The sequence below is a fragment of the Methylomonas sp. MK1 genome (assembly GCF_000365425.1).
Lineage (GTDB): Bacteria > Pseudomonadota > Gammaproteobacteria > Methylococcales > Methylomonadaceae > Methylomonas.
The window spans coordinates 917,601-935,028 of record NZ_AQOV01000002.1 but is presented as its reverse complement, the minus strand read 5'-3'; the positions used below and the strand labels follow the sequence as shown (position 1 = coordinate 935,028).

The 17,428-nt window shown below is 54.1% G+C and carries 16 protein-coding genes; 8 read left to right on the top strand and 8 right to left on the bottom strand.

Going from position 1 to position 17,428, the window contains the following annotated elements; all coding sequences use genetic code 11:
• Positions 1–55 precede the first annotated feature (55 nt).
• Together G006_RS0121090 and G006_RS0121085 are read right to left on the bottom strand one after the other, a co-directional pair.
• Positions 56–940, bottom strand: coding sequence for an OmpA family protein (locus G006_RS0121090; protein WP_020485204.1), 885 nt, complete (start codon positions 938–940; stop codon positions 56–58).
• An 18-nt stretch (positions 941–958) separates the two neighbouring features.
• A complete protein-coding gene (locus tag G006_RS0121085; RefSeq protein WP_020485203.1) occupies positions 959–1,345 on the bottom strand; it encodes a DUF4398 domain-containing protein in 387 nt (128 codons plus the stop codon).
• A 382-nt stretch (positions 1,346–1,727) separates the two neighbouring features.
• Between G006_RS0121085 and G006_RS0121080 the strand changes: the two genes are divergently transcribed.
• Positions 1,728–2,276: a PAS domain-containing protein gene (locus G006_RS0121080; protein WP_020485202.1), complete on the top strand. Its 549-nt coding sequence runs from the start codon at positions 1,728–1,730 to the stop codon at positions 2,274–2,276.
• A 32-nt stretch (positions 2,277–2,308) separates the two neighbouring features.
• Here G006_RS0121080 and G006_RS0121075 read toward each other — a convergent pair whose 3' ends face one another.
• Positions 2,309–2,620 carry a hypothetical protein gene (locus tag G006_RS0121075; protein ID WP_020485201.1) on the bottom strand — a complete coding sequence of 104 codons (312 nt, stop codon included), beginning with the start codon at positions 2,618–2,620 and terminating at the stop codon, positions 2,309–2,311.
• Between the two features lie 239 nt (positions 2,621–2,859).
• Between G006_RS0121075 and G006_RS26160 the strand changes: the two genes are divergently transcribed.
• The gene (locus G006_RS26160) at positions 2,860–3,348 is read left to right on the top strand and encodes a septal ring lytic transglycosylase RlpA family protein (RefSeq protein WP_026601600.1); all 489 of its coding nucleotides are present in this window, start codon (positions 2,860–2,862) and stop codon (positions 3,346–3,348) included.
• Positions 3,349–3,520: 172 nt separating this feature from the next.
• On the opposite strand, the gene G006_RS0121065 is transcribed toward G006_RS26160, so the two are convergent.
• Together G006_RS0121065 and shc are read right to left on the bottom strand one after the other, a co-directional pair.
• Positions 3,521–3,883, bottom strand: coding sequence for a hypothetical protein (locus G006_RS0121065; protein ID WP_020485199.1), 363 nt, complete (start codon positions 3,881–3,883; stop codon positions 3,521–3,523).
• 7 nt (positions 3,884–3,890) lie between these two features.
• Positions 3,891–5,852, bottom strand: a complete 1,962-nt coding sequence (shc, locus tag G006_RS0121060; RefSeq protein WP_026147204.1) for a squalene--hopene cyclase — start codon at positions 5,850–5,852, stop codon at positions 3,891–3,893.
• Between the two features lie 390 nt (positions 5,853–6,242).
• Between shc and G006_RS0121055 the strand changes: the two genes are divergently transcribed.
• Positions 6,243–6,977, top strand: a complete 735-nt coding sequence (locus tag G006_RS0121055) for a Crp/Fnr family transcriptional regulator (protein WP_020485197.1) — start codon at positions 6,243–6,245, stop codon at positions 6,975–6,977.
• Positions 6,978–7,056: 79 nt separating this feature from the next.
• Here G006_RS0121055 and G006_RS26155 read toward each other — a convergent pair whose 3' ends face one another.
• A complete protein-coding gene (locus G006_RS26155) occupies positions 7,057–9,261 on the bottom strand; it encodes a putative bifunctional diguanylate cyclase/phosphodiesterase (protein ID WP_020485196.1) in 2,205 nt (734 codons plus the stop codon).
• A 247-nt stretch (positions 9,262–9,508) separates the two neighbouring features.
• Complete coding sequence (locus tag G006_RS0121045) at positions 9,509–9,859, bottom strand: hypothetical protein (RefSeq protein ID WP_020485195.1); 351 nt, start codon at positions 9,857–9,859, stop codon at positions 9,509–9,511.
• 425 nt (positions 9,860–10,284) lie between these two features.
• On the opposite strand from G006_RS0121045, the gene G006_RS0121040 reads away from it, so the two are divergent.
• Positions 10,285–10,995: a Crp/Fnr family transcriptional regulator gene (locus G006_RS0121040; protein ID WP_020485194.1), complete on the top strand. Its 711-nt coding sequence runs from the start codon at positions 10,285–10,287 to the stop codon at positions 10,993–10,995.
• A 60-nt stretch (positions 10,996–11,055) separates the two neighbouring features.
• On the opposite strand, the gene G006_RS0121035 is transcribed toward G006_RS0121040, so the two are convergent.
• Positions 11,056–11,424: a DUF4870 family protein gene (locus G006_RS0121035; protein WP_020485193.1), complete on the bottom strand. Its 369-nt coding sequence runs from the start codon at positions 11,422–11,424 to the stop codon at positions 11,056–11,058.
• Between the two features lie 311 nt (positions 11,425–11,735).
• Here G006_RS0121035 and G006_RS0121030 point away from each other — a divergent pair, with 311 nt between their 5' ends.
• The 4 genes from G006_RS0121030 (at position 11,736) to G006_RS28950 (ending at position 17,426) form a co-directional block, all read left to right on the top strand.
• Positions 11,736–13,166 (top strand): efflux transporter outer membrane subunit, encoded by a 1,431-nt coding sequence (locus G006_RS0121030; RefSeq protein ID WP_020485192.1) that lies wholly within the window; start codon positions 11,736–11,738, stop codon positions 13,164–13,166.
• Positions 13,166–14,287: an HlyD family efflux transporter periplasmic adaptor subunit gene (locus tag G006_RS0121025; protein WP_020485191.1), complete on the top strand. Its 1,122-nt coding sequence runs from the start codon at positions 13,166–13,168 to the stop codon at positions 14,285–14,287. The genes G006_RS0121030 and G006_RS0121025 overlap by 1 nt, the downstream gene beginning before the upstream one ends.
• On the top strand, positions 14,284–17,031 hold the full coding sequence (gene rbbA / locus G006_RS0121020) for a ribosome-associated ATPase/putative transporter RbbA (RefSeq protein ID WP_020485190.1): 2,748 nt from the start codon (positions 14,284–14,286) through the stop codon (positions 17,029–17,031). Before G006_RS0121025 ends, rbbA begins: the two co-directional genes overlap by 4 nt.
• A 140-nt stretch (positions 17,032–17,171) precedes the next feature.
• The gene (locus G006_RS28950) at positions 17,172–17,426 is read left to right on the top strand and encodes a hypothetical protein (RefSeq protein WP_200860480.1); all 255 of its coding nucleotides are present in this window, start codon (positions 17,172–17,174) and stop codon (positions 17,424–17,426) included.
• Positions 17,427–17,428: the final 2 nt, after the last annotated feature.

Genomic DNA, 17,428 nt, shown 5'->3' with positions numbered 1-17,428 from the left:
CGGGAGCCCAGTGACATAAAGCTGTACCCGGTAATGACGAATTGTCTAAATAGCACTAACGCGCGGCAATATTGCCCTTCTCGTCCGACATGATAATTTCCACTCGGCGATTCAACTGCCGGCTGGATGCGGTATCGTTACCGGCAACCGGGTATTCCTCGCCGTAACCACGCGTTCTGACTCGGTCACTGTTCACACCGGCGTCCACCAAAGCGGTGCGCACCGCATAAGCGCGGCGGTCGGAGAGTTCCAAATTATGTTCGTCGCTACCCCTGCTGTCGGTATAGCCTTCGACCAATACCTTATAGTCGGGATATTCCTTTAGGAAGTCGCCTATTTTGTCGACATTGCGCATTCCGCCGGCTTGTAACTGGGCTTTATTAGTGCGGAACAACACGTCGCCCAAGGTAATCACCAAACCGCGTGCGGTTTTCTTCGCATTCAGTTGGTTAATCAAGATTTCCTGTTGCGCAATCAAGGCCTCGTCGCGCTCGCTATTGATACCGGCGATGACCAATTCCGTTGCTTGCCGGTCCACGGTCAGTTGACTCGCCGCCGCTTGGCGTTTGGCGGCATCCGCTTCCGCGGTTCGGGCATCGAGACGCACCTCGTTGCGCTTGGCTTCGGCACTGTTGACCGCCTTTTCCGCGGTTTTACGCTTGGCGGTTACCTGCGCGATGGCCACTTGTTGGTTAGCGATATAGGCCAGATGGGTGACGCTTTCATCATCGTCGTCCTTTGCATAAGCGTCGTCGGCCTTTTTCAGGGTATCCGACGCCTGCTTCATTTCCAGCTCTGCCAGCGTGCTGACGTCGGCATTGATACGGGCGTTGTTATAACTGTTGTGAGCATCGATCAAGGATGCATTGGGCACCGAGCTACAGCCGGCAGCAACCGCAGCGGCAAGCAGGGTTAGGGATAAATATCGATAGGTATGCATAATGGTCTCCATTGTGAATTATTGGGTTACGCGATTGAGTTCTTCGCGTAACACGCGATTGCCTTCCTGCAGCTCGCTAGCAGCCTTTTGCGCCTTGGCAGCACGAGCGGTAGAGGCCGCAAGTTGCGCATCAACCTGGGCTTGTTCGGCTTGCTGTCTGGCCATTAGATAATCTTCGCGCGCCATCGCCCGTTCGGCGGCGTCCATTTTTTCCATGGCCGCTCGCAAAGCTACCGGTGCAAATTCGTTGCCGCCGGCGCTATTGGCGCTGTTCACTGCCGCCTTGGACACCGCCATTTGTTCGGTCGGTGCCGGAATGCTCGCGCAACCGACGGCAAAGAGCGCCGCGATCAGGCTTACGCCATAGATCGTCGTTAACGATCCGGGGTATGTAATTGTTTTCATGATTTTTTCCTGTGAGTTAAACATCGAATAGCATCGCTAACCGGCTTTCCAGGCTAGGCCGTTGCGGCTGGCTAGCGATTCGCCCTGTGAAATTTTTGCGCCCCGGGCCGGATCGGGTGGTAGGATTAGCGGAGTCGCGGGCTGGGAAAGCGTTATAAGGAATTAGACGCCTTTGTGCGATGAAACACAGTTCGTTAGCGTACATAAGCCAAACCGACCGGTTCATCGACAGGTTCGACCCGACAGTTTTGCCAAGCAACAGATAGCGGTCATGCACTGTTGTCATTCATACCAATCGACTAAGCTCGGCGCAAACCGCAGCCATCCTTTTTTGGTGACTACCTACACAATTGGTCGGCCCCTCGACCTGGAGAACCAAGGCATGGACCAAAAATGGGATGGAATCGAGCGGCGTAAGTCGCTGAGAAAGACAGCCGAAGCCATGGTGGCAAACTTATTCCCCGAGCAGCTTAGGGCTAAACCGGCGGAAATGCTGCTGCACGAATTGTTGGTGCACAAGATTGAACTGGAAATGCAATTCGACGAGTTGCAAAGAATAGATACCGCCTTGACCACAGCGCGAGACCGCTACCGGGATCTGTACGACTTCGCCCCGATTGGCTATCTCGTTATCGATTCTGCAGAACAAATCGATGAAATTAACCTGACGGGCGCCGCATTACTGGGTATCCCGCATGGATCATCACTCAAGCTGCGGTTCTCGACATTTGTGGCCGTCGAAGATCAGCAGCGTTGGTCTTTGCAGTTCCGAAACATGATGGATTTGGTTACAACCGAGAGACTGGCTCTGGATTTAGAGATGATGCGCCACGATGGGACGCGGTTTACCGCCCATCTTGATTGCCAACACCGAGAACTGGGTGATGCATCGGTGTTGCTGGTCTCTATAACGGAGATAGGCAAATCCTGAATCGACTTCAGTCCGCCAAACCGCACACCATCCTACTGATGGGTATCAGGCAAATACAAGCTTTGAATTAGCTGTCTTTCTTCGCTGGTTAACACGACTCGGGAATATTTTTGGGCCGCGCGCTGCTGTTCGGACGCCTGTGTGTGTCGTCTATCCGCCATACGCCTGTCCTCCGCGCGCCGCATATGGTCGCGACGGTCGGCTTTCGGCCAAGCTACATAAGCGTTTTTGATATTTTCCAGCCACTCCGGTGAACCAAACGGATAGTCAGTCTGCCTTCTGTCGCGTAAACGGCGCGTTTGCACCGACCGGCGCGCTTGTGCTCGCAATTCATGGGCGCTCATATCCCGCTTCCTCCTCCGGTGTCTAAAAACAGGCTGTTTCATTAGCTTCAAATTATGCGCTTGCCTGATACACGAATATGTACGGAAAGACACATAGGCGGAATTTGCTTGGCCGTGTCAGCAAATCGATTTGTGCACTATCGATCCCGCAGGTTGGGCGCAAAACTAGGTACGTTAGCGCACAGACTTGCCGGTCGATTCGGCGCATGTTTTGCCTATAAAACAGCAGGGGAATGGGCATGGCAACGCATCGTAGAATTTCGGGATTTATAGGCGCATTACTGATTGGTTTATGGGCTAGCTCCGGTTGTCGCTCGGATCGCTCCAACGAGCAAGCTCCACAGCAGTCGCCGGATCAAGCAGGCGTTCCCAAGGAAACTAAGCATAAGGAAGTCGGCGAAGCATCGTGGTATGGACCCGGCTTCCACGGCCAGGAGACGGCCAGCGGCGAGACTTTCGATCAGAAAAAACTCACCGCCGCGCACCCGAGTTTGCCCATGGGAACCAAAGCCACCGTGACCAATCTGGATAACGGTAAAAAAGTAGAAGTGACCATCAACGATAGAGGCCCGGCGGCCAAGGAAGATAGAGCAATAGACCTTTCCAGCAGTGCGGCGAACAAGCTGGATATGAAAAAAGACGGCACTGCGCAAGTCAAGATCGAGACTAAATCCACCAAGAAATCCCGCACGAAAATCGACAAAGCCAAACTCGCGGCAAAGCCTTAATTAGCTATTCAGCGTGCAGTATCAACACCAAGCTCCGGCTGGGGCGAGGGGAATAAAAACAGATTACTTTTACTGATTTAAATCTCCTCTCCATCAGGAGAGGGAACAGACTTTTGGCAACTTGCGAGGATTTCGAGTCGCCGAGAGTAATCGAAACCTTTGAAACTTTATTTTATTGCTTCTGCAGGAAGTACCAGAGCGGCACCAGCATACCCACGCCCGCCACCACACCCGCTACCCAAATTAGTATTCTTCCGAATACCGATATTAGAAAGTCCATACCTGCCTGATCGGTTGGAAAATAGACCAAGGGAATCCGGGTTTTCAGTTGTTTGGGTACAAAACTCCGCACATCGAGCACGAATACCGACCCAGTCAGCAGCGCGTAGATCACAAAAAATGCCACAACTTGCGGGTCGGCAATGCCAACACCCAGTAAACCGCTGGTGTTAAGGATGGCAAGCAAGGTCAGCGGTGCCGATAGCGACAAGCCGGCGACGAATGCGCTGGTTCGGGTTGCATGAGGAAAGGCCATAATGGTTTTATCCGCTTGCCCGCGCGTTGCGATAACGGGCTAGAGCCCACAACGGAAAGAATTTGTCGTAACCGTGATATTTCAGATAAAAAAACTTCGGAAAACCCGGCGCGTTAAAACAGTCGTCGTGCCAGAAGCCGTCGGCCTGTTGATTTCTCAGCAGATAGTTCACGCCGTCGCTGACTTCCAGGCAGTCTGTTTCCTCCGCGGCCAGCAAAGCCATGACGGCCAAGGCGGTATGAAATGCGGTACTGCATTCGAATTCGCCGCGAATCCTGGGGTCGTGATAGCCGATATTGCCCTCGCCCCAGCCGCCATCGGCGCGTTGCTTGGATTTCAACCAAGTCACGGCCCGACGCACGCTGGCGTCGCCCGCAGGAATACCGGCTGCGGCAAATCCCAGCAATACCGACCAGGTGCCGTAAATATAATTGGTGCCCCAGCGCCCGAACCAAGAACCATCGACCTCCTGCTCGGCACGTAAATAAGCGACGCAGCGGTCGATAACAGGGCAATACTGCGGCATGTCCAGTTTACCCAACAGCATGATACAACGCGCGCTCACATCGGCAGTTGGCGGGTCTAACAGCGCACCATGGTCGGCAAACGGAATTTGGTTTAAATAATAGTGATCGTTGTCGGCATCGAAAGCCCCATAGCCGCCATTGCGCGATTGCATGCCGCTAATCCAGTGTGCGGCGCGCCGGATATTCTCGGTAAATTCCGGCATCTCGGCTTGCTGCATCGCATACGCCACCACGGCGGTATCGTCCACATCCGGATAATAACTATTGCCGAATTGAAAAGCCCAACCGCCACCTGCCAAGTTCGGGCGTTGTACACGCCAGTCGCCCGGCTCATCGCTCAATTGCTTGCTCGCCAGCCAGCGCAAGGCCGCTTGCGTGGCTTTTAGACTGCGCGGATCGCGCTCGTGACTATCGACTTCCTGCAAAGCCAACACGGCCAAACCGGTATCCCAGATCGGCGACACGCAAGGCTGGCAATAAGCCGTATCGTCTTTCACCACCAACAATTTATCGATGGCCGCTCTGGCGATTTGGCGTTGGGCGTTGTCCGACGGAATCCCCAGATAATCCATCGCCTCGTAAGCATTGACCATCGCGGTAAATATCGCCCCCAGCCCATCGTAGCCGTTTAGCCGCGCCATGAACCAATCCGTGGCTTTGGCGGTGGCCTTGCGGCGGATAAAGCCGGGTAGCAACGGCTCCAGCAGTCGGCCAATTCGATCCAATACTAAAATAGCTTTGCCTAGCGGCGTTTTGACATGGGAAAAATAATGGTTTTCCAAGTTTGCCGGCGTTAGAAACAACTCGGCAATATCAATCTTGTGCGGGTTGCGGGCTTTGACCTGATAGGTACACAAAATCGACAACGGCACCATCACGGTCCGCGACCAATACGACACTTTGTCGATATGAAACGGAAACCATTTGGGTAACAGCATGATTTCCACCGGAATAAACGGTACACCGCGCCAGGGGATTTGTTGAAACATTGCCAGCATGATGCGGGTAAACACATTGGCCTTCGCCGCGCCGCCGTGCATCAATATCCACTCGCGCGCTTTGACCATATGCACCGCGTCCATGCCGTCGCCCGCCATTTTTAATGCGTAATAGGCTTTGATAGTACAACTAAGGTCGCCAGGGCCGTCTTTGTACAGCGGATAACTGCCGTCCGCGCCGGCCTGGCTGCGCAGGAAGTTGGCGATTTTGACTTGCAAGGCCGTGTCGATCTCCGCCATGTAATGCATCATCAGAATGTATTCGGCGGGGATGGTGCAATCGGCTTCCAGTTCGAACACCCAATAACCGGCCGGGTTTTGTAAGCTCAGCAAGCCAGCCTTGGCTAATGCAATACCGGCATCCGGATTTACCGGTTCAGCACCGCCAGGCATATTCGCGTGGCTGACATCCGCACCGGATAGTGACGAGTTTTCTATTAGCATGATTTAGTTCTCTGATTTCACTGAGCAGGTAGGCATTTCACGCGGCATCCAATCTGGCAAAAAGCCGCTCAAAAAAAACCGCCGCAACTGAAGAACGTTGCTGCGGCGAGTCGCACACATGGTCATGGAGGCCCTGTAAAGTGAAGAGCGATGCAGGCTTAGGTTAAATATTGCGTTGGCCTGATTCGTAAATAGACAGGGTAATAGCCTGGTTAATTCCGGTCTGTACGTTACCGCACATAAGCCTGTTTGCGCTCTGCGCACAAAAAGCCCAATTGCTCTGTTCCTTAGCGCACAGAGAGGAATTTCATTTCTAAATACAATTAAGGTTTACACTAGCACCGATTGCAGGAGCCAATCTATTTTGTCCGATAACTACCTAGGCAGCAGATGACCGATCTCGATAGCCCGCAATACAACCATTTGCTAAAAGTGTTACCGGAAGCGGAATACGAACGACTGTTACCGCACCTGGAACACGTGGAGATGCCGTTGGGAGAAGTAATTTACGAATCGGGCGGCGAGCTGCGTTACGTCTACTTCCCCACTACCTGTATCGTCTCCTTGCTGTATGTGATGGAGAACGGCGCATCGGCGGAAATCGCCGTGGTCGGCAACGACGGTATCATCGGCGTGGCATTGTTCATGGGCGGCGGCAGCATGCCGAACCGCGCCGTGGTGCAAAGTGCCGGCCATGCGTTTCGCTTGCGCGGGCAACTGTTGATGCAAGAATTCAACCGCTACGAAGGCATGCTGCATTTGCTGCTGCGTTATACCCAGGCGCTGATCACGCAAATGGCGCAAACCGCGGTGTGCAATCGGCACCATTCGGTGGATCAACAGCTCTGTCGTTGGTTGTTGTTAAGCATGGACAGGCTGCCGTCTAACGAATTGACCATGACCCAGGAATTGATCGCCAACATGCTGGGCGTGCGGCGCGAAGGCGTTACCGAGGCCGCCGGGAAACTGCAACATGCGGGATTGATCCATTACAGCAGAGGGAAAATAACGGTGCTGGATAGGCCGGGTTTGGAAGCACGGGTTTGCGAATGCTACCAGGTGGTGAGAGCCGAGTCGGATAGGCTTCTCCCCCCCCCCCCCGATGATGAATTAATGGCCTTGTGACAAGGCGAGCTTGCAGGTGCGAAGAATTCGCACTAACCGCTTTTATAGATCGAATGAATTCGGCCCTATCACGGACACCTCAAAGTTGGCTCTGCAACAACGCAGAAAACTCCGCCGCCGCCAGCGCCGGGCTTTTCAAATAGCCCTGATAAAAATCGCAGCCATGTTCTTGCAGAAAATCCAGTTGTTCTTGGGTTTCCACGCCTTCCGCCAACACTTGCAAACGCAAGGTATGGCCCATGCCGATAATCGCCGAGGCGATTTCTTTATCGTCTTCCAACTGCGGAATGTCGTCGATAAAGGTTTTATCGATTTTCAGAATGTCCAACGGAAAATGCTTGAGATAAGCCAGCGAAGAATAACCGGTGCCGAAATCGTCGATGGCCAGCCGCACACCCAAGGCCTGTAGCTTACAGAGGACCAACACCACCTCCGTCTCCCTCTCCATCAACGCGCTCTCGGTTAATTCCAACTCTAACAGCTCGGGCGGAAAGCCGGTTTGGCTGAGTATCGCAGCAATACTGGCGGCTATGTCGCCATGCCGCAGCTGATGCGGGGACAGATTGACCGCCAGCTTGATCGGCGCTAACCCGGCATCCAGCCAACGCCGACCTTGCCTACACACTTCCTTTAACACCCATTCGCCGATCTCGGCTATCAGGCCAATTTCCTCGGCCACCGGGATGAACTGGCTGGGCGGTATCACGCCCTCCTCCGCATGATGCCAGCGCAACAAGGCTTCCGCGCCGATAATGCGGCCCGTGCTGATGTCTACTTGCGGTTGATAATAAACCAGTAATTCTTGACGACGCAGCGCCCGCCGCAATAACGACTCCAAATTGATACGGCGCAAGGCCGCTTGGGTCAGGTCTTCCGAGAAATATTTAAAATTACCGCGCCCTTCCGCTTTGGCGCGATATAAAGCCGCGTCCGCGTGTTGCAAAAGCTCTTCGGAGCTGTTGCCATGTTCCGGCAGTAAACTGATGCCTATGCTGACACCAACCCGCACTTCGGAACCGTTGGACAAACGCCACGGTTCGTTGAGCGATTCGATAATCTCGGCGGCTACCAGCGCCGCATCCTGCGGATGCGCCAAATCTTCCAGCAATATGGCAAATTCGTCGCCGCCCAGACGGGTCACGGTGTCGATGCCGCGCAGCCGGCTGCTTAATTTTGCCGCCACTTGTTGCAGCAGCTCGTCGCCGGCCAAATGGCCGAAGCTGTCGTTAACGTCTTTAAATCGATCCAGATCGAGCATCAACAAGGCCGCCGCTTTCCGTTCGCGGCGCGACAAGCCTATGCAATGTTCCAGGCGCGCAAACAATAACAAACGATTAGGCAAACTGGTTAGAGGATCGTGGTGAGCCAAAAACTCCAGGCGGGCGACCGCATCCTTAAGCTGGGAAATATCGGAAAACACCCCAACGTAATGCGTCACCCGATTATTTTCGTCGCGTACCGCGCTGATGCTGAGCATTTGCGGATAAATCTCGCCGTCCTTGCGCCGATTCCAAATTTCGCCTTGCCAATAACCGCTGTCGTTAATCTGCCCCCACATATCCACGTAAAAGGCTTGGTCCTGCCGGCCGGACTTCAGGGTTTTCGGCGTTTTTCCTAACACTTCATCCGCCGAATAGCCGGTTAATTCGCTAAAAGCCCGATTAACCACCAAAATCCGCATATCGGCATCGGTAACCATCACGCCTTCGCGGGCGGTTTCGAACATGGCCGCCGCCTGGCGTAAAAATTGGTCTTTGGTTTTTTCCCGACTAACGTCGCTGATTACAATCCGCAGAATCTGCTCGCCATCGGCGGCAATCGCCAGATTCATTTCCAGTCTGACGCAGAAGTCGGCGCCGTCCGCCTTTACAAAATTAAGTTCGCAGGTCTGCGCTTGCTTGCTTTCCATTAGCGCTTTGCGGTGCAGATAATAAATGTCCTGGTCGGCAAAGGCGATGTAGCGGCTTAGGACTTGGGAATGCAAAGTATGGCGCGGCACGCCCAGTAATTGAGTGGCGGTAAGATTGGCTTCCAGGATGATGTCATGCGCACTGACGGTCAAATAGCCTACCGGCGCCAAATCGTATAAATCGAAATAACGCGCCTGTGATACCGCCAACTCGTCTTGCGTATGGCGTAAATTTTCGATAACTGTTTCCAGTTCAATCTGATGCACCAGCAACTCATGCAGCAAGCGCTGTTCGTCGTTTGGCGATTTTTTGCTTTTCAGCGGACGAGCGGCGAGCTTTTGCTCGGCATAGCGGCGTAAGTCGGCGGGATTCATAACGAGATGGGCATTACATATATTGCTTTAAGTTGCGGGTCTTCGTGTTTGTGACCAACAGTTGAATAGTAGCACCAATCCGCATCTTCCCCCGCTTAGTTTCTTCCCCTTCATCGGCATGACAAAGCCTCCCCAAGCCAAAACGGTGAACCAATATCGTTGAGCACCAGCCACAAAAAAAGCCGGTGATGACCGGCTTTGTAGATGTACTAAAACATAAAACTGCTTTTAACGGATAGCGTAGTTGTTACTGTCCGTTAACCTTTGCCAATTTCATTTCTTCTATGCCTTGTTCAACCTCGGCAATACCTTCTTGCAAGTTGCCGGCTTTAGCAGCTTTTATCGCCGCTTTTAATTTGGCGTTAGCCCGTTGTAGACGAATGGAGCTACCCTTTTCATTTTGAACTTTCATTGCCTCCCAAGCGACCGTAGCGCTCTCTATAAAGGCTTTGGTATCGCCAGTCTTGCCTACTTCCAAGGCGTTGTTGGATAGAGCGAGCAGATTGGTAAAGCTTTCGTTCAACGGACTACCGGCGGCATGCGCGGCCAATGATCCGAAAGATAACAGCAATGCCATTAAAAAGTGTCTAATTTTCATAAATTTACCCGGTGTATATATTCTATAAAGGTGCAAAATAACCACTATCGCTCGCTTAAATAAAAGCTGCTCAAGAGCTGGCATCCTGCTCTAAAACCGCGACGACCGAACTATTACTGAATGTCTACATCCCGGCTGCTGGGTGATTCCACCTAAGCTGGCACTAGATTACGGCAGCGCCTTGCTGAAGTCTGTACGCTGGGGCACATACGCTCGAACAAATCAAAACTAATCTTATGAACCGGAACCTGCTTAGTTAGTTGTAAGTACGTGCGCTAACATACAGACAAGCAATTCCCTAACCGCTAACCTGCCCCCCAAACAGCTGGCGTAAAGCCGCTGACCAGCACCGGCATAGCGATTTACATCTGTTCGCATCTGTTATCTTCTGTCGGGCTACCTCAACACACCGCCGGAGAACGCTAGTGTCGTCCATACCCGCTGTTCCCGCGGCCAATCGCCTCTTGAATGCCCTACCGGATAGTGACCGCCAGCACTTGCTTGCTCACTGCGAACCGGTCGATCTAAGCTTTGCGGAAGTGCTCTATCTAGCTGGCACCAAGATTCCGCATGTGTATTTTCCAATCGATAGTTTTATTTCCCTGGTAACGCCGGTCGATGGCGATACCGGTCTGGAAGTGGGTTTAATCGGGGACGAAGGTATTTTGGGCATCACCCTGACATTGGGTGTCGATATCGCGCCATTTCAAGCGCTGGTGCAAGGCGCAGGTTCGGCATTGCGTATAAGCGTGCCACTGTTTTTACAGGAACTGGAACGTAGCAGGCCCTTACAGCTGGAGTTAAAACGCTACTTATATGTATCCATGAGTCAATTGGCGCAAACCGCGGCCTGCAACCGCTTTCATCTGGTGGAAGCGCGTCTGGCGCGTTGGTTGCTGATGACGCATGACCGCGCGCACGCCGACACCTTCCATGTCACGCATATTTTCCTGGCCTATATCTTGGGTGTACGGCGAGTCGGCATCACCAAAGCCGCGCTGTCCTTGCAGGAACAAAAGTTGATCAGCTATCGGCGCGGGGATATTACGGTTCTGGATCGTGGCGGCCTGGAAGGCGCTGCTTGCGAATGCTATCGAACCGAGCGGGACACTTACGAGCGTATTTTAGGGGCTTGAAGAAGCGGGGCTTAGCCAACGCCGATGTAGACGACGTTGGCTAAGCGAGTCTGCGATGGTTTAACTCAGATCTTGCAAAGACTTCTCGGCAGTCAAATTGGTCCAGCCAATGACGATTCTGTAGATCAGCAACAGTAAGGTCGGAAGCAACACAATCAAACTAAGTTGTATGTCCAGCATCAACACCAGACCGGACAAGGCAAAGCCTGCCAACGTCACCCAGACGGTTTTGATCTGCCAATTAAAATGCGATTCCAGCCAAGTGCCTTTGACATTGTTGCGGTAGAAAAAATTAATCGCTACGCCGACTAATAGCGGTAAGCCGGCAAAGGCAAAGGTTAATACTTGGCATAGATAGACTGTTGCAGTCAGTTTTTTCAACGCTGCGAAATCTTCGGTGGGTTTTTCGTTTGTAATTGTCGTGTTCATGACTACTTACCTCTTAGTGAAAAATATATCCGCGCTCTAGGGAATCGATTACCCCCGCAGAGCGTTGTAAGGCGGCGCCAAACTCTATACCAGACTCTAGGCTTAAAAAAATCCATCGTCTGTACGCTATCGAACATATCTGCCACACATTGGTTCAACAAAAAATGGGTCAAGTTAAGTACGCTAACGCACAGACCTGACTTACCTCAACCATTACGCTGCTTGGGTAAGATTCATACAGGACCGTGCCATGGAACGTACTAAATCTGAGTTATTCAGGCAGCGTCTAGCTCATCGGTTTCAAGAGCCCAATGCCGCATAAGCCGGCATGGATAATCATCTTGATCGCTGCTGGCGGTTGCACCGTTGGTCCGGATTACCATGAACCAACAGCGGATGTTCCGGTTAGTTGGCAGGCTGAAATCAACAATCCGGCCATAACAACATCAGACCCCAAGCCCTTGCAAAACTGGTGGCTGCGCTTTAAAGATGTGCCCTTGAATGCGTTGATGGCCAAAGCCTTGGCCGGCAATCTGGATCTAAAAATCGCCCTGACCCGAATCGATCAGGCCCGAGCCGAACGACGCGGCACGCAAGCAGAGTTATTCCCCACCGTAAATATTAAGGCCGGTGCCCAACGCCAGGAAAACCCCTTACCGGCACTGGCCCCCGGTTTGCGCTACAACATGTTCGAACTGGGTTTCGACGCGCTATGGGAAATCGACTTATTCGGCCGCCAACAACGGCGTCTGGAAGCGGCTTTGGCCGAGCTTGATGGTGCAAACGCCGGCTACCGGCAAACGCTGGTCACACTGAGCGCGGAGCTGGCCCGCGGTTACGTCGAATACCGCAGCACCCAGAACCAACTACGCATCACCACTTCTAATCTGCACACCCAGCAAGCCACGCTGTCACTCACCGAAAAACTGTTCAACGAAGGCGTGGTTGCTCGCCATGAAGTGGTACGCGCCCGCGCGCTGACCGAAACCACGATGGCGCAAATTCCGGCCTTGCAAGCCAAACTGACCGGCTTGCTGCGGCAACTGGAACTGCTGATTGGCGCGCATCCCGGCACTCTGGCGCTTGAGTTAAGCGAGTTGGGCGCGGTACCGCAGTCAGCGGGCATAGACCTGTTGACCTCACCGGCAGCAACGCTACGCAACCGGCCGGATTTGCAAATCGCCGAGCGCAAGCTGGCCGCCGCCACTGCACTGCAAGGCGCGGCTGTCGCTGAACTGTTTCCGAAAATTTCCTTGTCCGCCTTTCTGGGCCTGCGCAGCACGGACTTAGAATCCTTATTCAAATCGGCGGCTTTCTCCTATGGCACCGCCGCCAATCTACTGCAACCCTTACTCAATTTTGGCAGGGTCCGCGCCGGCATCGATCTGGCCGACGCACGGCAACAGGAAGCTTTTCTGACCTACGAAAAAACCGTGTTGGAAGCGCTGCGGGAAACCGAAACCGTGTTGAGTAGATATTTAAATGAAGAGCAGCGCCGACAGTTACTAGCCAATTCCACGCTGGACTCGCGCGAATCGCTGAGGCTGTCGCAACTACGCTATCAGGAAGGCGTAATCTCGTTCTTGGATGTGCTGGACTCGCAACGCAGCCTGTATGCCGCCGAAATCGAACTGGCCCGCTCCGAAGCAGACACTTCCACCCATCTGATTGCGGTGTATAAAGCCCTGGGCGGCGGCCCGGATATTAGCACCGTGCAATCGCAGCTTTCCGAGGATCAATAATGGCTAGCGTAAAGGAACCGGCCAAACCGGAAACCGCAACTGCACCGCCGACGAAACCGGCTCGCTCAATACGCAAGTTCATCTTGCCGGGCCTGGCATTGCTAGCCGTAGCGATGCTGATTTGGTGGTGGATGCGCCCTGCCCCGCTGCCGGAAGCCATTGTCACCGGCAATGGCCGGATTGAAGCCACCGAGATTGACATTGCCACCAAGACACCTGGTCGGATTGTCGAGATTCTGCCGTACGAAGGTGACTTTGTGCAGTTTGGCATGGTGTTGGCACGGATGGACACCCAAGTATTACAAGCCCAGCAAACCGAAGCCCAAGCCCAAGTCCGTCACGCCGAAAGCGCCCGAATCACCGCCAAAGCGGTCATCGTGCAGCGCGAAAGCGAACGCAACGCCGCGCTGGCCGTGGTCGCACAACGCCAAGCTGAATTCGATGCCGCCAGCAAACGCTTAAAACGTTCGCAACGCCTGGTCGGCGAAGGCGCGACGCCGCAACAGGAAGTCGATGACGATCAGGCTAGAGTGCTGGGTATGCAGGCGGCGATCAATGCAGCGCAAGCTCAGGTCGCGGCGGCAGGTGCCGGTATCGAAGCGGCGAAATCGCAGGCGGTGGCGTCGCAAACTCTAATCGAAGCGGCTCAAGCGACCGTCAGTCGATTGCAAGCCGACATAGAAGACAGCGTATTGAAAGCGCCGCGCGATGGTCGCATTCAATACCGCGTCGCCGAGCCCGGCGAAGTGTTGGCGGCTGGTGGCCGGGTGTTGAACATGGTCGATCTCGCCGACGTGTATATGACTTTTTTTCTGCCTACCGAAGCGGCCGGCAAGGTCGCCTTAGGGAGCGAGATCCGGCTGGTGCTGGATGCGGTGCCGGATTTGGTCATCCCGGCCACGGCCAGCTTCGTGGCAAGCGTGGCCCAATTCACCCCCAAAACGGTGGAAACCGAAACAGAACGCCTGAAGCTGATGTTTCGGGTGCGCGCCAGACTCGATCCGGAATTGCTGAAACAACATCTCAATCAAGTCAAAACCGGTGTGCCCGGCGTGGCCTATGTGAAGATAGACCCGAAAGCCGAGTGGCCGGTAAACCTGGCCATCAAACTGCCGCAATGAATACCCTAACCTCTACCAAACCAGTGGTGAGGATACAAAATCTGAGTTTGCACTATGGCGAACAGTTGGCTTTGGATAATCTGAATCTGGATTTGCCGGCCAATCAAATGCTGGGCTTGATCGGCCCAGACGGCGTCGGCAAGTCCAGCCTGATGTCCTTGCTGACCGGCGCACGCAGAATTCAACAAGGCAAAATCGAGGTGTTGGGCGGTGACATGGCCGATGCCAGCCATCGCCGCGCCGTGTGTCCGCGCATTGCTTATATGCCGCAAGGGCTGGGCAAAAATCTTTATCTGACCTTGTCGGTGTTCGAAAACGTCGATTTCTTTGGCCGGCTGTTCGGTCAGCAGCAAGCCGAGCGCGAGCAACGTATCGCCGAATTACTGAAGAGCACCAACCTGGAAACCTTCCGCGACCGGCCTGCCGGGCAATTGTCCGGCGGCATGAAACAAAAACTGGGTTTGTGCTGCGCGTTGATCCACGACCCCGACCTGCTGGTGCTGGACGAACCCACCACCGGCGTCGATCCGCTGTCACGCGCCCAATTTTGGGAGCTGATCGCCAGCCTGCGTCAGCGCCGCGCCGGGATGAGCGTGCTGGTTTCGACAGCTTACATGGACGAAGCCGAGCGCTTTGATTGGCTGGTGGCGATGGACGCCGGCAAGATACTGGCGACCGGCACCGCCGCCGAACTGCGTGCGCAAGCCAAAGCCGATAGTCTGGAAGAAGCGTTTATCCTTTTGCTACCGGAAGCCAAACGCCGCGGCCACCATGCCATCGTGATTCCGCCCCGGCAAAACAATGATCAGGACATCGCTATCGAAGCTCATGATTTAAGCATGCGCTTTGGCGAATTTCTGGCGGTGGACAATGTCAGCCTGCGCATAGCCCGTGGTGAGATTTTTGGGTTTTTGGGTTCCAACGGTTGCGGCAAATCCACCACCATGAAAATGCTCACCGGCTTGCTGCAACCTAGCTCGGGAACGGCCTTATTGTTTGGGCAAGTGGTCGATGCCGGCAATCTGGCCACCCGCAAACGGGTCGGTTATATGTCGCAGGCCTTCTCGCTGTATTCCGAGCTGACGGTCCGGCAAAATCTGGAATTGCACGCCAAGCTGTTTCATCTGCGGGCGGCGGAAATTCCAGGCCGAGTTGTCGAAATGGCCCAGCGCTTCCAGCTCGATGCGGTTTTAGATACCTTGCCCGATGCGCTACCGCTGGGAATCAGGCAACGCTTGTCACTCGCAGTAGCCATGATCCACCGACCTGATCTGTTGATTCTTGATGAGCCGACTTCCGGTGTCGATCCTATCGAACGCGACCGCTTCTGGGAGCTGATGATAGAGCTGTCGCGCCACGACCAGGTCACCATTTTTATTTCCACCCACTTCATGAACGAAGCCGCGCGTTGCGACCGCATCTCGCTGATGCACGCCGGCAAGGTGCTGGCCAGCGATACGCCGGCGGCCTTAGTGAAAGATAGCGGCCAGGCCACGCTTGAGGAAGCCTTTATTGGCTATTTGCACAAAGCTAGCGGCGCAGAGGAAGAAGCCGAGGCATCTAGCGAAGCAGCGGTGGTGGTGTCACCGCAAACCCAAGCTGCCCAAGCCGCTGCCGGCTTTAGTTTGACCCGTCTTTACAGTTACACGCTGCGCGAAGCCTTGGAACTGCGCCGCGACCCGATTCGCGCCTCGATTGCCTTGGTCGGTACCTTGTTTTTGATGTTTACTTTCGGTTACGGCATCACCATGGATGTGGAGGACTTGCGCTTTGCGGTACTGGACCGCGACCAAACCACGCTGAGTAACAATTACGCGCTGGATTTGGGTGGCTCACGTTATTTTCTGCCCAGGCCGCCGCTGGCCGATTACGCCGAACTGGATCAACGCATGCGCAGCGGCGAACTGAGCCTGGCACTGGAAATACCTCCAAACTTCGCTCGCGACTTGGAACGCGGCGATCAGGTCAAGATCGGTGCCTGGATAGACGGCGCCATGCCAACCCGCGCCGAGAATGTCATCGGTTATGTGCAAGCCATGCATCAGGGCTGGCTGTTGGAAATGGCCCGTAGCAGAAGCACCACCCAGCAACCCGCCGGCTTGATGAAAATAGAAACCCGCTTTCGTTACAACGCCGACGTCAAAAGCCTGCCGGCCATGGTGCCGGCGGTGATCCCCATTTTGTTGATGCTGATCCCAGCCATGCTTAGCGCTCTTAGTGTGGTCCGCGAAAAAGAACTGGGTTCCATATTAAATCTATACGTCACCCCAGTGACCAAATTCGAGTTTCTGGTGGGTAAGCAACTACCCTACATTGCAGTCGGTATGCTGAATTTTCTGCTGCTGTCTATCCTAGCCATCTTTGTTTTTGGCGTGCCCTTCAAAGGCAATTTCCTGACTTTGACGGTCGCCGCCCTACTCTATGTCACCGCCTCGACCGGCATAGGTTTATTAATCTCCACCTTCACCAACAGCCAAATCGCCGCCATCTTCGCCACCTTTCTGACCACCTTTATCCCCTCCACCCGCTTTTCAGGAATGATAGATCCGGTGTCCTCGCTGGAAGGCGGCGCCCGACTAATGGGCGAAACCTTCCCCGGCGCCTACTTCCTGACCATATGCCGCGGCACATTTTCCAAAGCCCTGGGTTTCGCCGAACTGGGCCCATCGCTATGGCCTTTGGCGTTGGCAATACCGGTGATTGTTGGCTTAAGTGTGTTGTTGTTGAAGAAGCAGGAACGATGATGAGTGTTACGCAATTCTCACAACCGATGGTGTGGGGCGTGGTTTATCTCCCGTCATTCCGCCCCGAGCATCGCAGCTTTTGGCGAGAATGGCCCGCCAGGGGTGCGGCAAGGATGCCGCACGTTTTCGGAGGGCCAGGGATGGCCCTTCCGAAAACCCTCGCCAAAAGCGAGAAGCGCAGGAAATTGGCGGAATTCCGGGTGGCCTTTCTTTTGGTGACTTTTCTTTGGCCAAACAAAGAAAAGTCACTCGGCCGTCGGTCCGACAAATCGGCAGGAGAGCCGATTTGCATGCGAAGCACCCGCAGGGCGAAAAACAAGGAAGTTTTTCGTGAAACCGACATTAAAACAACCTATAGCGACACCTATACCAAGCCGCCTCGGAATATTGAGTAACA